This window comes from Vreelandella sp. 2A-K22 (genome assembly GCF_054065485.1).
Window position 1 is genome coordinate 199,868 of record NZ_JBSUGC010000008.1, and the last position, 13,430, is coordinate 213,297.

General features: G+C 53.5%; 12 protein-coding genes. 6 read left to right on the top strand and 6 right to left on the bottom strand.

What is annotated here, in order from left to right:
- Window positions 1–103: 103 nt before the first annotated feature.
- Entirely contained in the window at window positions 104–844 is a 741-nt protein-coding gene (locus ACW17M_RS12835) for an SDR family oxidoreductase (RefSeq protein WP_457547566.1), read from the top strand.
- A 405-nt stretch (window positions 845–1,249) separates the two neighbouring features.
- Window positions 1,250–1,456, top strand: coding sequence for a cold-shock protein (locus ACW17M_RS12840; protein WP_007111402.1), 207 nt, complete (start codon window positions 1,250–1,252; stop codon window positions 1,454–1,456).
- Window positions 1,457–1,614: 158 nt separating this feature from the next.
- Here the strand turns inward: ACW17M_RS12840 and ACW17M_RS12845 are convergent, their stop codons facing one another.
- Both ACW17M_RS12845 and ACW17M_RS12850 read right to left on the bottom strand, forming a co-directional pair.
- Entirely contained in the window at window positions 1,615–2,481 is an 867-nt protein-coding gene (locus tag ACW17M_RS12845; RefSeq protein ID WP_457547567.1) for a putative RNA methyltransferase, read from the bottom strand.
- A 36-nt stretch (window positions 2,482–2,517) separates the two neighbouring features.
- Window positions 2,518–3,447 carry a DMT family transporter gene (locus tag ACW17M_RS12850; RefSeq protein ID WP_457547568.1) on the bottom strand — a complete coding sequence of 310 codons (930 nt, stop codon included), beginning with the start codon at window positions 3,445–3,447 and terminating at the stop codon, window positions 2,518–2,520.
- 97 nt (window positions 3,448–3,544) lie between these two features.
- Here ACW17M_RS12850 and ACW17M_RS12855 point away from each other — a divergent pair, with 97 nt between their 5' ends.
- Window positions 3,545–4,480: a LysR substrate-binding domain-containing protein gene (locus ACW17M_RS12855; RefSeq protein ID WP_457547569.1), complete on the top strand. Its 936-nt coding sequence runs from the start codon at window positions 3,545–3,547 to the stop codon at window positions 4,478–4,480.
- Here ACW17M_RS12855 and ACW17M_RS12860 read toward each other — a convergent pair.
- A complete protein-coding gene (locus ACW17M_RS12860) occupies window positions 4,473–5,231 on the bottom strand; it encodes a helix-turn-helix domain-containing protein (RefSeq protein ID WP_457547570.1) in 759 nt (252 codons plus the stop codon). The two genes, ACW17M_RS12855 and ACW17M_RS12860, sit on opposite strands and share 8 nt — an antisense overlap.
- A 159-nt stretch (window positions 5,232–5,390) precedes the next feature.
- On the opposite strand from ACW17M_RS12860, the gene ACW17M_RS12865 reads away from it, so the two are divergent.
- Both ACW17M_RS12865 and ACW17M_RS12870 read left to right on the top strand, forming a co-directional pair.
- On the top strand, window positions 5,391–8,864 hold the full coding sequence (locus tag ACW17M_RS12865; RefSeq protein ID WP_457547571.1) for an acyl-[ACP]--phospholipid O-acyltransferase: 3,474 nt from the start codon (window positions 5,391–5,393) through the stop codon (window positions 8,862–8,864).
- Window positions 8,865–9,096: 232 nt separating this feature from the next.
- Complete coding sequence (locus tag ACW17M_RS12870; RefSeq protein WP_039858901.1) at window positions 9,097–9,444, top strand: DUF952 domain-containing protein; 348 nt, start codon at window positions 9,097–9,099, stop codon at window positions 9,442–9,444.
- A gap of 1 nt (window position 9,445) precedes the next feature.
- Here ACW17M_RS12870 and ACW17M_RS12875 read toward each other — a convergent pair whose 3' ends face one another.
- Window positions 9,446–10,201, bottom strand: coding sequence for an alpha/beta hydrolase family protein (locus ACW17M_RS12875; RefSeq protein ID WP_039858900.1), 756 nt, complete (start codon window positions 10,199–10,201; stop codon window positions 9,446–9,448).
- A 182-nt stretch (window positions 10,202–10,383) separates the two neighbouring features.
- On the opposite strand from ACW17M_RS12875, the gene ACW17M_RS12880 reads away from it, so the two are divergent.
- The gene (locus ACW17M_RS12880) at window positions 10,384–11,160 is read left to right on the top strand and encodes a glutamate racemase (protein ID WP_009286877.1); all 777 of its coding nucleotides are present in this window, start codon (window positions 10,384–10,386) and stop codon (window positions 11,158–11,160) included.
- 16 nt (window positions 11,161–11,176) lie between these two features.
- Here ACW17M_RS12880 and ACW17M_RS12885 read toward each other — a convergent pair whose 3' ends face one another.
- A complete protein-coding gene (locus ACW17M_RS12885; protein WP_457547572.1) occupies window positions 11,177–11,608 on the bottom strand; it encodes a helix-turn-helix domain-containing protein in 432 nt (143 codons plus the stop codon).
- A gap of 92 nt (window positions 11,609–11,700) precedes the next feature.
- Window positions 11,701–13,428 (bottom strand): mechanosensitive ion channel family protein, encoded by a 1,728-nt coding sequence (locus ACW17M_RS12890; protein ID WP_039858893.1) that lies wholly within the window; start codon window positions 13,426–13,428, stop codon window positions 11,701–11,703.
- Between the last annotated feature and the right edge of the window lie 2 nt (window positions 13,429–13,430).

Sequence of the window (13,430 nt, forward strand, 5' to 3'; positions counted from 1 at the left end):
CAAACAAATAGGATTAGGCAAGCATGCAATAGGATCGCCTATACAGATGCCAGCCGCAGCAGCTTAATCTTCTCTGGGTACCCACCACCCTTAGGATTATCCAATGACTGCTTTAACAACCCCATCTTCCAAAGTCGTTTTACTGACCGGTGCCAGCAGCGGCATCGGTGAAGCCACTGCTCGCTGGCTTGCAGGTCAAGGGTACCGTTTGATTATTGGCGCACGCCGAACTGATCGGTTGGAAGCATTGACCCACTCCCTTCGCGAAGAGGGCGGCAGCGTGGATTTCCAGGCGCTGGATGTCACCGACCTTAAAGACATGCAGGCGTTTGCGGATTTCGCGATCAAAACCCACGGCCGCATAGATGTCATCGTCAACAACGCGGGCGTCATGCCCCTATCGCCTTTGGCAGCGCTCAAAGTAGATGAGTGGAACCGCATGATCGATGTCAACATTCGCGGCGTACTCAATGGTATCGCCGCTGTTCTGCCTACTATGCAGGCCCAGGAAAGTGGCCAGGTGATCAACATCTCCTCCATCGGTGGCCTCTCTGTTATGCCCACCGCAGCAGTCTATTGCGCCACTAAATATGCGGTGCGCGCTATTTCCGATGGGCTACGTCAGGAAACCGACAAGATACGCGTGACCTGTGTCTACCCCGGGGTAGTGGAGTCAGAACTGGCCAATACCATCACCGACTCTGAAACCGCAAAGGCAATCGACCTTTTCCGCCAAATTGCCCTCAAGCCCGAAGCGATCGCCTCCGCCATTGCACATGCCATCAACCAGCCCGATGACGTAGATACCAGCGATATCGTCGTACGGCCTACAGCGAGTCACTAACTGCGCGTCAGGTGCTGTCCGAGCTTTTGGCCAAACGTAAACATTAGCACGAGCGATATTCATGTAAGAAAACAAGCTGCCCATTTACTGGAAACGTGCCCTGATGGTCGCTGGCATTATCACTATTTTTCCAACGACCACCTCTAATAGAGGCTCTCACTGCGCCCCATAGGCAAGACAATCCAGAAAGGCTTTGACACGCGCTACAATTCATGACAATGTAGCGCCAGTTGGTTAGCAAGCAAGCATGGTTTCAGAAGTGTACGAAAAAGATTTAGAAATGTACGAGATAGACGTGTACAAAATCTTTCGGCAAGACTGTAATTGTATTCCTTGTTTTATCCGCTATTAATCTGGGTGATACCAGGAACTTTACAAAGCGCTTTGCGCGAAAGGATTTTTACTATGTCTACTGGCACAGTTAAGTGGTTCAACGATACTAAAGGCTTCGGTTTTATTGCTCCTTCTGACGGCGGCGATGACCTGTTTGCCCATTTCTCTGAAATTCAAGCAGACGGCTTCAAAACCCTGCAAGAAGGCGCTAACGTTTCTTTTGACGTTACCCAGGGTAAGAAAGGCCTTCAAGCTTCAAACATCAAGCAAATTTCCTAAGCCTAAGCTTTTTGAGACTAAGTCTCTAAGACATAGCGCTTTAGAATTTGCTCGAACCTTCTAAGGTTCGGATAACAAGGCCCGCTTATGCGGGCCTTGTTGTGTTTGGCTGTACAGAAGTTGCGCTAGAAGTGTGTGAACGCTGCGTTTGAAAGCGCCTAAAGACGTCGCCACTGCACCACCCGCACATCCACCGTCACCACCAGCACCTCAAGTGCCGCTGCTCGATCACGCCCCTCAGCGCTGGCTCGGTAAAGATGCGGCGTCATCGCCAACAGATCGGCAATTTCCTCACTTCCATTTAGTGCAATTGAGTAGCTTACCCTCTCGCTGCCATGGTGAATAAAGCCATCGGGCACTACCGTCTCACTCGCACGTTCAGCTTTTAACGTGGGGTAGATAATCTCCCGCAGCTCCCTCAAGTGATTAGGCCCCGCTTCAACCTGCAGTAGTACGCCACCGGTTTTCAACACACGAGCAAACTCGCTTACCACTGGAAAGCCAAACATGCACAGCACGCTATCCAACGTTCCCGTCTGCACCGGCAAGTGTGCATTACTCCCCACGACCCAGCTGCTTAGCGGTGCCTGCTTAGCATCCTGTTTTGCTGCGGCCAATACCGCCCATTTAGAGATATCCAGCCCCATCAGTGAAAGTGGCTGCGCGTTAGTCGCCGCGTCAGCTAATTGGCGAAGGTAATAACCTTCACCGCAGCCCGCATCCAGGCAGCTAAAAGGCAGTCTGTCTGCCTTTTGAACCTCGGCATGGCCCAACACAGCATGACGGACTGCCTCCGCAATGGGTTGATAGTACCCCGCGTTAAGAAAACGCTGGCGAGCAGCTACCATCGCCTTGCTATCCCCCGGATCGTGGGAACGCTTTTGCTGCACAGGCAGTAAATTAACGTAGCCCTGCTTAGCAATATCAAAGCTGTGGCCATCAGAGCATCGCCAAACACTAGCCGACCAACTGAGTGGTTTTCCGTCTAGCGGGCACGCCAGTGCTTGAAAAGGGGTGATGCTCATATCGGTGTCTTCGCAAAGGTAGATGGGTGCATGCGTTTAGCGAGTCACCAGAATGATGCCAACTAAAATAACGCCACCGCCGATTATAAAATTAATACTCAGCGGCTCATTGAGCAGCAGTGTACCAAACAGAATACCGAAAAGCGGCGCCAAGAAAGAAAACACGCCTAACTGCGAAGCGCGGTAGCGGCGCAGCAAGGTAAACCATAACAGCAGCGCAGCAAACGAAATGATCAGCGTCTGAAAGCCAAGGCTGGCTAACGCCATTGGGGTAAACTGCGCGCTCATTAGCTGCCCGGATATAGCCGCCAACGGCAGGAGCAACAACGCCGTCACGCTCAATTGATAGCTCAGAGTGAGCTCTGCTGGCGCCTCAGAAAGCGAAGTCTTGCGGATCACAACGGTCGTGGCCGCCCATGAGAGGCCAGCGAGCAAGCCCAGCGTATCCCCAATAAGAATCTCGATGCTGTAAGCACCGCTTGGCGCCATGGCAATCACCATTCCCAGAAATGCCAAGCCAACGCCCCACCACTGGCGAATGGAGAGTTGCTCGCCAGGTACCCAAAGATGCAAACCCAGGGCAGCGAAGATGGGCGCAGTATACAGAAAGACCGACATGTGGGACGCCAAGGTATAGGTTAATCCCCAGGCGATAAAAGCGAACTCAGCCGCAAACCCCAGGCCCACCAGCAACCCAGGGCCCCAATGATGACCCACATCCGCCCAGCGAATACCGCGCCAATAAGCCAGCCCGCCGACCAGACACACCGCCAAGGCTGAGCGCAGAGCCATCTGCACCACGGGTGAGATATCCTCAGCCACACCCTTGATCGCTACCTGCTGAAAACCCAACACCAGGCAAAATAGCAGCATCAACGATGCTGCCGTTGCGTCCACTGATTTTCGCTGCGATCGACCAACCATGCAGACAGTGTGGTTGGTGGCGGCTATTCTTTGATTACTCATTGCGGGCTCCTATAACATATAGGTGCCCATTGCAGCAGTAAGCGTCATTGCATACAAACGATTACTTATCGGGTCTAGGCTTAGGAAAACTCACGCTATGAGAATAGAAAGGCTACCGCTGAATGCATTGCGCGCGTTTGCCGAAGCCGTGCGAGAAAATAGCTTCAAAGCCGCCGCTTATCGCCTTGGGGTGACGCCTGGCGCCGTTAGCCGACAGGTCAAACAGTTGGAAGATCACTTAGGCGTGGTGCTGTTTGAGCGTCATGCCAATGGGGTATGCGTTACCGAAGCAGGCCGGGTACTGGCTGAAGATGTGCAGGCAGGCCTTTTGCGCATCGCCAGCGGCGTACAAAACGTCACCGAGCGCTCAGAAGAGGCCTTTCGATTGTTACTGAGTGCACCGCCCTCCTTTCTACAACTCTGGCTACTCCCCCGCTTACCCCGCTTTGAAGCTAATGAACGGCAAATAGAAATCTCTCTGGATGCCGAGGCGCGCTTAACGCCACCGCTGTGGTTGCCCAACAGAGCACGTTTATCATTGCGCTACGGCCAGGGCCCTTGGCCCGGTGTCACCAGCCTGCGCCTGTTTGAAGACACGTTATTTCCGGTTTGTTCGCCTTCGCTATTAGCGCAGGCAAGCATACAAACCCCCGACGATTTGCTGACACAGACACTGCTCACCGTGGATTGGTGCAGCCACGCAGGCCACCCCATTCCAAGCTGGAGCGATTGGTTTAAAAGCGCCGGGGTAGAGCTAAACAAGATGCCCAACCAGCGGCAATACTCGCTTTACAGCTTGGCTCTCGATCAGGCCATTGCCGGGCAAGGCGTGGTACTCGCCAGCTACCCATTGGTGGCTGACCGGCTAGCGAGCGGTGTTTTGGTACGCCCCTTCGCGGAACACTATCCACTCGCTTCTCCGTTCGCCTACGAACTGATTCTGCCTAGTGATGGAGAAACGCCACCAGCGGTAGCACGCTTCGTCGAGTGGCTAGAACAAGAGGCCACTCTCTTCCGGAACACATCTACGTAGCGTTGGGAGCTACTTGGCCTCCCCGCTTGTAACCCTGAAACAGCCCATACTGCCACTGCCGTACCGCCAGCACCGAAGTCGTGCCAAACCGCTGATGAATGGGTAGCCCGCTCTCTCGTTCGCATAGCGCATGAAACTCTTTCGCCAAGCGCTGCATGGTCTGCTGCCATTCAGCATTTCCCGCAGGGGATAATAGTCCGTTAAGGACAATGAGTTTTTCGCTGTCACTATCAAAACGGGAGCGGAAAAATTCGTTGGCGATATGCTGCTGAAAGAAACGCTGGATTGGCCCATCCGCTCGCCAGCGGAAATTAGCAGCGACCCGCCGCCGGATCCGGTTATCGGGAAGTAGCTCTATCAGCGTAAGCCGCTCAAGCTTCAGTAACTGCCGGATACACTCTGCTTCACTTAGCTGGTACTGGTGATGAATTTCGTCGAAGCTATAGCCATTGATGACGCAGACAGCCACCAGAAACAGCTCACGGTCATCCACAATACTCTGCTCTTGGGCATGGGTTAGCTCCTGCAAACGCTGCTCGTCCGCTTGCATGGTCTGCACCAGCTCGGCGAATTCGATATTTAGCTGGTCGCAGATGCACTCTAGCCGCGATAGCGTAAAGTGCTTTTCTGCGAACAGGCGCTTCACGGAGGCCTCGCTCAGCGCCAACCACTGAGCGACATCGGCATAGGTTTTACCCTGAGCGCGGAGCTGGCGCTTTAGCGTTTCAATCAGCGAATCGGCTTGGGACATTGAAATCTCATCAGTGAAATGAAAGAACAGACAACATAAAAGTAGCAAATAACGATACCAACCAGCACCCATAACACAACTTTGTGCAAATGAGTTGCAACCAGTAAGCCTCACAGAGAAAGTGCTACGACTTCCAGGGATTAAGAAGGCTAAACAACGATGCATCGACTACTGCACTTGAAGGGCGCTTTGCCCTATTTGATCGCTATTTTCCTCAATGCCTTTGTGGATCTAGGCCACAAGATCGTCATTCAGAACACGATCTTCAAAAGTTACGATGGCGAAGCACAGGTCGTGCTCACCGCACTGGTCAACGGACTTATCCTGCTGCCGTTTATTTTACTGTTCAGCCCAGCGGGCCATGTGGCTGACAGCTATCCCAAGGTACGTGTTCTGCGCACATCGGCCTGGGCCGCCGTCGTGGTCTCACTGGGCATCACCGCCGCTTACTACCAGGGCTGGTTCTGGTTGGCTTTTTCCATGACGCTGCTGCTGGCGATTCAATCAGCCTTTTACTCGCCGGCCAAATACGGTCTGGTAAAAGGGCTATTCGGCAAGCCGCGCTTGGCGGAAGCCAACGGGCTGATCCAGGCCGTCACGATTGGAGCCATTCTGGCGGGCACCGTGGCGTTTACCGCGCTGTTTGAAACCTGGATTACCCCTGATGATCAAACCCCAGCGCAGCTGTTGCGCCAAATAGCCCCTCTGGGCTGGCTGCTGGTGCTCAATAGCGCCATCCAGGTGGTGGCGCTTTACCGCCTTCCGCTTGATAACACCACTCGGTCAGATATACCGCTGACCTGGCAGCGCTACATCAAGGGCACTGCCCTAAAAGACAATCTGAGGATTATCGCTCGCCAGCCTGTCATCAGGCTCTCCATTATCGGCCTTGCCACCTTTTGGTCAGTGGGCCAAGTGCTGCTGGCGGCCTTTCCTGCTTATGCCAAAGATGCCCTGAGTATCGATAACACCTTAGTGCTTCAGGGAATTCTCGCCGCTAGCGGCATCGGAATTGCGCTTGGCTCGCTATTCGCCAGCAAACTTTCCCACAACCGTATTGAAACCGGCTTGATCCCCGTAGGCGCTATTGGGGTGGCCGTGGGTTTATGGTGCTTGCCACTGTTGACCACACCCGTTGGCCAAGCGCTGAACTTTGTGTTCATCGGCATCATGGGTGGACTGTTCATCGTGCCGCTCAATGCGCTGATTCAGTTTCACGCCGCCGACAACGAGCTAGGCACCGTACTGGCCGCCAACAACTGGATTCAAAACATCGCCATGCTGGGCTTTTTGGTGCTCACGGCGCTGTTCGCGTTGGCGGGAGTGAATAGCCACTACCTGCTGCTACTTATCGCTACCGTGGCCATGGTGGGCGGTGGTTACACCATTGTTAAGCTACCCCAAAGCTTGGTGCGCTTTCTGTTGAGCTTCCTGCTGACACGCCGCTATCGCGTAGATGTCCATGGCTTGCAAAACCTGCCCGCCCAGGGCGGCGTGCTGCTATTGGGCAACCATATCAGTTGGGTGGATTGGGCCATGGTACAGATCGCCAGCCCTCGACCGGTGCGTTTCGTGATGCTCAGATCGGTTTACCAGCGTTGGTACCTGCGCTGGTTCTTCAAAGCCTTGGGCTGTATTCCCATCGAGCGTGGCAGCGGTGCCGAAAAGGCCCTAGCCGGTGTTGCTGAACAGCTCAACGCAGGCGAAGTGGTGTGCCTGTTTCCTGAAGGGGCGATCAGCCGCACTGGTCAACTGGGCGAATTCCGCCGCGGTTACGAGCGTGCCTGTGACATGGCAAATCCAGACGTCAAAATTGTGCCCTTCTACCTGCGAGGCCTGTGGGGCAGCCAGTTCTCCCGATCTTCCAGCAAGCTTAAAGAGCTGCGTAATGCGCCTCTGCATCGCTCGGTAGTGGTCGCCTTTGGCAAGCCGCTGCCCAAGGACACCCCCGCCGATGTGCTCAAACGACGTATTTTTGAGCAGGCTACCCGCTCTTGGCAGCGGGCCATGGGCGAGCTCCCGAGCCTGCCTAACGCCTGGATTCAAAGCGTTAAGCGCCGCCCTAGCGACCTTGCCCTGGCCGATACGCTGGGCCGCTCACTCAGCGCAAGCCAAGCGCTCACTGCCAGCCTGCTGATGGCAAAACGACTTCGCAAGCTCAACCCAGGGCAGAACGTTGGCTTACTGCTACCTACCAGCAGTGCCGGGGTTATCGCCAATATGGCCACGCTGCTAGCGGGTAAAACGGTGGTGAATCTTAATTACACCGCCGACCACGAGGCGCTGACCTCTGCCCTTTCCCAGGCGGAAATCGCTACCGTCTTCACCTCACAGCGCTTTGTGAAGAAGCTCGAGCAGCGCGGGCTCGACGTTAGCCAATTGCTTCGCGAGAAGCAGGTGGTTCTTTTAGAAGACCTGCAGGCCACGATTGGCCGTGGCGAACGTTTGAGTACCTGGCTGGCGGTGAGAATACTGCCGACTTGGCTGCTACAGCGCTGCTTCTGCCACGGCCACGATGCCGACGCCACCGCCGCCATCCTGTTCTCCAGCGGAAGTGAAGGCGAACCCAAGGGCGTGATGTTGAGCCACCGCAACCTGATGGCCAATATCAAGCAGACCTCTGACGTGCTCAACACCCAGAGCAACGACGTTGTAATGGGCTCACTGCCGCTGTTCCACGCCTTTGGCCTTACAGTGACTCAACTGCTACCGCTGATTGAAGGGCTGCCACTGGTGTGCCACGCCGACCCCACCGATGCCCCCGGCATTGCAGGCGCTATTGCCAAGCACAAAGCCACTATCATGTTCGGCACCTCCAGCTTTTTAAGGCTGTTTGTGCGCAGCTCAAAAGTGCATCCGTTAATGCTGGAAAGCTTGAGGGTGGTGGTTGCCGGAGCTGAAAAGCTCGACGAAAACGTGCGTAATAGCTTTGCGCTGAAATTCCACAAGCCTATTTATGAAGGCTACGGTGCCACGGAAATCGCCCCAGTCGCCTCAGTGAATCTGCCCGACGCCATGGGCGTTCACTATCAACAGGTGCAGCGGGGCAGCAAAGCAGGCACCGTCGGTATGCCGTTACCCGGCACCAGCTTCAAAATCGTCGACCCTGACAGCTTTGAAGAGCTGCCGACCGGTGAGGCCGGTATGATATTGATTAGCGGCCCGCAAATAATGCAGGGCTATCTCAATGACCCCAACCGCACAGCCAAGGCGCTCCATGTGATCGATGGCCACCGCTGGTACATAACGGGGGATAAAGGCTTTATCGATGAAGATGGCTTCTTAACCCTGATTGACCGCTACGCTCGCTTTGCCAAAATAGGCGGTGAAATGATCAGTCTCAGCGCCGTTGAGGCAGCAGTTAAAGCGGCTCTGGAGGATACAGACACATCGCTGATGGCGGTGAATATTCCCGATAGCCGCAAGGGCGAGCGCATTGTGCTGCTTTCAGAAACAGCGTTAGACGCCAAAACCGTCAAGGCCACTATGCTCGCTAACGGTACGCCACCCATGATGATCCCCAGCCATTGGTTTACGGTAGAGACCATCCCTCACCTTGGCTCTGGAAAAGCGGACTTTGCAGGGGCGAAACGTTTGGCCCAAGCACTAATAGAGGAAGAACTGAAGCATTAAAAGCTAGTGTTGGAGTGAGATACTGTACAGCAAAGCCCAAACTCAATATGCGCTGTGCAGTATCGAGCTCTTCTTAATAAATCAGTTCTAAAATCAGCAGGCCGCTTAGCTTAGCCATTGCTCAATCAGCAGCATGACTTCATACCTGATATTACATCTTCAGCGCCACTTGACCTCAAGTTAACTTTAGGTTTTAGGCTACCTTAGTCGGAAAAAAACCACTGGAGCTCTTATGCGCTTATTCAGAGTCGTTAGTAAAACTATTTGGGATCAAACTCAGCAACTTGGCTATGTACCCCGCTGCGGAAACGATCATAAGCTCGACTGCGTTCATTTGAATGTTGAAGAAGCTGTTCTTTTTATCGCCAACAAATACTTCGTCTATGCAGAAGCACCGTTGGTGTTAGAGATTGATGATGCGCTATTTAACGACCGTATTGAGTGGTTGCCACCCAGTGATGAGCAGCCCTGGCTGCAACCGAGAGCGCATATCGACAACCTGCCCCAAGCAGCCATCATCACCGCCATACCTCTTAGCTACCGAGATGGGCTTTTTGGATGGAAAAATGAGGAACAGTGACTTACAGGTGTTTTGAAAAGAAATCTAGCAGCAGCCCATAGTGCTTATTCTGCCCTGAGCTACTAGGTATATGATCTTCACCTTCGTAGTAGTGCACTTCCGGGGATCGACCATGCTCGCGCAGGCGTTGTTCCAGGCGTTTGGTCATTTCCACCGACCACATTCGGTCTTTGGTGCCATGGGAAAGTAGTAGCGGCCCAGGGTAGCGTTCGATTTCGATCGGCGTGGTCGGTAGCAAGCTTTCGTGACTGTCACGCCATGTCCAGGCGCGCTTGCTGACATCCCAGGCTTGCCAACCTGGATCCCCTCCATCGCGAAAATTACGTGCATCAAAGGCTCCGCACACAACATCTGGCGGGCTATGCGCGGCAATGGCATCAGGCATACCTTCGATCTTATCTCTTGCCATCAGTGAGCCGAGCAATAACGCATGCTCGGCGCCGCGTGAAATACCATAAAGCCCTACCCGCTCATCAGCGAACTGGAATTCTCGTAGGGCTTTAAATGCCTCCACGCTGCGATCCAGTGGGTAATCGATAATATGCCCCGCATTCCATGCATTACCGCCGCTTGAGTAGCCATAAGGGAACGCCAAGAAGCCATGGGCGGCGAATAGCATCGCATCACGATGGCTCCACCCCGCCCATGCGCCTTCAGAACCATGCAACAACATGACGGCTGGAAAAGAGTCATGGCCCGGTGGGCCATAAGTAACGCCCCAGCCGGGTAGCAAACGCTGCACAATATTTAACGACATTTAGACAACCACTTATTCACCATAAATTTCTCTGCCATCACCATGCTATTCATTTCGAATTTATGCGATGCCGTGCCCCAGCATCGTATAAAGTTTAACTAGCATAGTAGCTAAAAATGACGCTTCCATCGCATTAGAATATTATGGATCATTAGACTTTAGCCGACACCCAGGATATTACTATGCACCAGCCAATCGCTGTTTTCGACGCTGGCATTGGTAGCTATGCCATTGTTGCCGAGATACATAAGCGCCTTCCCAAACAGGATATTGTTTATTTCGCTGATCGGGCGAGCTTTCCTTATGGGAGCAAAGGGCGTGAAGAGCTACTCGCTGTCATGCATCGCACACTGCGTTTTCTTGAGGGCTATGCACCCTCTGCCATCGTCATCGCATCGAACGCACCGTCTATCATGGTGCTGGATGACGTTCGCCAAAGCACCTTGGTGCCATTGTTCGGCGTCTACCCGCCCATCGAAGAAGCACTCGCTATGTCGGCGAGCGGCAAGATCGGCATCATGGGGGTGCATTCACTCATCGAAAGCTCGCCGCTCAAGCAGTTCATAGCTCGCCATGCACCCCACCCGGAGAATGTCAGCCTGATCAATGCTTCGTCCATGGTGGAGCTTGTCGAGAATGGCTCCTTTCTCTTCGACCCAAAAGCGACGCAGAAAGCGGTCACTGCTTTTATCGACAGCGTCTTCCGGCAGCACCCCGATATCGACACGCTGACACTTTCCAGCACGCATTTACCATGGCTTCGCTCCTTCTTCGAAGCGGCGAGACCCAGTTGCCGATTCCTCGACCCCGCCGAATCGATTGTCGCTGGATTAGGCGATGGCACGCCGGGCACAGGCCAAATTCAAGGTCTGGTGACAGAAAGCGAGGCCTATGATGTTGAGACATTCCGACGTATGTTGCAGCAGTTCGGCGTCGATATACCGCTAGAGGTAGTCTAAGCGCCATAAGGCTTTATCAGGTCAAAACGCGTAGTTTTTCCCTGGGTTCTTTAAACGAGTCGGTAGCGATGCCAAACCATTCCGAAAGCTCGCAGATTTGGCGCCAGTTCAGCTTACGGCGCCCACTGAGAACTTCAGACACCACTGATTGAGCGCCAACTTCAGGTAGCTCGCTCTGCGCTATCCCATGCTCTTGCATAAGGTAGCGAAGTACCTCACTTCCAGACACCTCAGGCATCGGGCGATGTGCTTCATCATAGGACTCAATGATATCACCCAAGCGATTCGCCAGACCGACAAGTGGGTGTGTCTCATCGTCACCGACAAGATCAAGAATTTCATCAAGCGCCTCGACCCGGGCATCGTATTCAGCTTCGGAATGTGGATCGCTAAGAAGAGGGGCAAGATAAACCCAGTGTTCCGTCGCTTGCTCAACGAGTGCGTGCATAGTCACTCCTTTTTCCACTTACCCTTGTCATAACAAGACTACTCTATGGATAAAATACGCAAAAGCGTTATCTTCCGCTGCACAATCCCCCTTTATTCAGATGGTTTCACCTCAACACTATCCATTTCCCCCGAGCTTTTGCCTTGCGCCCCGCGGGCGATATCGTTGTGACTGATAACCACAATTTCACGTGGCCACCACTCTGGATGGTTATCGCGGATAAACGCCAACAGCTTCTCGCGCAAATTCATTTCCGCTGTCCAACCCGCCAAAGGGTCTGAAGTCATGAGGTAGCAGGTGACGGTTTGCGCCGTTCCTGTTTGTGCCGTTACGTAGCAGAGCAGCTTATGGTGTTCGATAACGCTGTCTTCTTCTTTAGCGAATTCGAGGAATTTATCTCTTAATAGTCCTATATCGGCGCTTAGGTGAAGCGTCAGCGTCAATGAGCGGTACATCTTGGTACTTTTTACCGACAAATTGTCGAATGGCTTAGAAGTAAAATAGGTAACGGGCACAATCAAACGCCGCTCATCCCATGACCTCAACCGGATAAAGGTATAAAAAATACCTTCGACATAGCACCACTCGTCTTCAAAGATCACCAAATCGCCAATGCGAATGGGTTTAGCAAACGATAACTGAAATGAAGCGAGGATATTGCCAAGTACCGTTTGGCCCGCCACACCCACTAATACGGCCAATACACTGGCAGACGCCAGAATCGATAAGCCAAGAGTTTCGAAAAGCTGAACCTGACCCAGTATGTAGATGGATACGCCAGTAACGGTGATCAGAATAATGACCCGGCGCAACGCGTAGAGCGACGTTAGCAGTCTGCGCTCGTCTCTGGGCTTGGTATCATCGATTTCCCCCACAATACGCCGCGTTAAACGCAGCATAATGGTATCCACTAAGCGCAACGCAACCGTGCCGACTCCCCAGGCCAAAATACTGATGAGTAAAACTCGGAAGGTCGTCGTGGCAACCGCTGAAAACGACACCACATAATCCAGCACCATCTGGGTAACCAGCGACATCGCAATCAGCGCCCCAGGCATACCGATTTGGCTGGCAAAAATGCTCGACACTCCTGAAGGTAACCATTTCGACATCAAGCTGATCAGACGGTGAACTCCCCACCCTACGAGCCCGATAAATAGCACAAACAAGGGAATCGCGATCCATTCCCAAATTCTCAGGACGCCAAACGAGGTCTGGAAGCGTTCGGGAATATAGCTTTCCAGAGCTGAGGGGCCGTACTGTTCATACAGCGCCGGAATATAAGACACACTGATAGGCATGATTAGCCAGACTGGCTCCTGGTCACCCACGCGGTATCGACCCAAGCGGATATCGTAGGTTTCGCCATCGGCTTTTAAAGAGGAGACCTCAACGTTGCGACGGGTCTCGCCAACGCGGGGGTTTTGGCCTGCGGGATCTTCAATCACCGCGTCTTCGCGACCGGGCAGATCGGAAACGCTCAACCAATCGCCGCGTTGAAAAACCTCTGCCAGTTGCCGGGCGAGTTCACTCCCCTGCTCGCGTTGTTCATCCTCTGAGAACTCGGAAAGGTTGAGCATATGGGCAGCGGCCTCATACTCCTCCTGATCCGTTAGCTTCAGAAAACTCCTGATCGATTCTCGCGGTGTTACTCGGTTTGCCTCTTCGGGAGGTTCACCAAGCCCCGTATTTAACGCATCGATGGTAAACCACCGCTCACTTTCGCTCTCTCCTCCTTGAGTTTGTGCCGCGCATAGGTTGGAAAAGGTCAGCGCCATCACCAACAAACCCCATGCGAGCCACGAGCTGTTTGCTTTCATAA

Bases quoted from the DNA above. Each gene is read 5' to 3' on its own strand.
- ACW17M_RS12890 (WP_039858893.1), bottom strand. From the start codon at position 13,428: ATGAAAGCAAACAGCTCGTGGCTCGCATGGGGTTTGTTGGTGATGGCG.
- ACW17M_RS12840 (WP_007111402.1), top strand. From the start codon at position 1,250: ATGTCTACTGGCACAGTTAAGTGGTTCAACGATACTAAAGGCTTCGGT.
- ACW17M_RS12845 (WP_457547567.1), bottom strand. From the start codon at position 2,481: ATGAGCATCACCCCTTTTCAAGCACTGGCGTGCCCGCTAGACGGAAAA.
- ACW17M_RS12865 (WP_457547571.1), top strand. From the start codon at position 5,391: ATGCATCGACTACTGCACTTGAAGGGCGCTTTGCCCTATTTGATCGCT.
- ACW17M_RS12885 (WP_457547572.1), bottom strand. From the start codon at position 11,608: ATGCACGCACTCGTTGAGCAAGCGACGGAACACTGGGTTTATCTTGCC.
- ACW17M_RS12870 (WP_039858901.1), top strand. From the start codon at position 9,097: ATGCGCTTATTCAGAGTCGTTAGTAAAACTATTTGGGATCAAACTCAG.
- ACW17M_RS12855 (WP_457547569.1), top strand. From the start codon at position 3,545: ATGAGAATAGAAAGGCTACCGCTGAATGCATTGCGCGCGTTTGCCGAA.
- ACW17M_RS12880 (WP_009286877.1), top strand. From the start codon at position 10,384: ATGCACCAGCCAATCGCTGTTTTCGACGCTGGCATTGGTAGCTATGCC.
- ACW17M_RS12850 (WP_457547568.1), bottom strand. From the start codon at position 3,447: ATGAGTAATCAAAGAATAGCCGCCACCAACCACACTGTCTGCATGGTT.
- ACW17M_RS12835 (WP_457547566.1), top strand. From the start codon at position 104: ATGACTGCTTTAACAACCCCATCTTCCAAAGTCGTTTTACTGACCGGT.
- ACW17M_RS12875 (WP_039858900.1), bottom strand. From the start codon at position 10,201: ATGTCGTTAAATATTGTGCAGCGTTTGCTACCCGGCTGGGGCGTTACT.
- ACW17M_RS12860 (WP_457547570.1), bottom strand. From the start codon at position 5,231: ATGTCCCAAGCCGATTCGCTGATTGAAACGCTAAAGCGCCAGCTCCGC.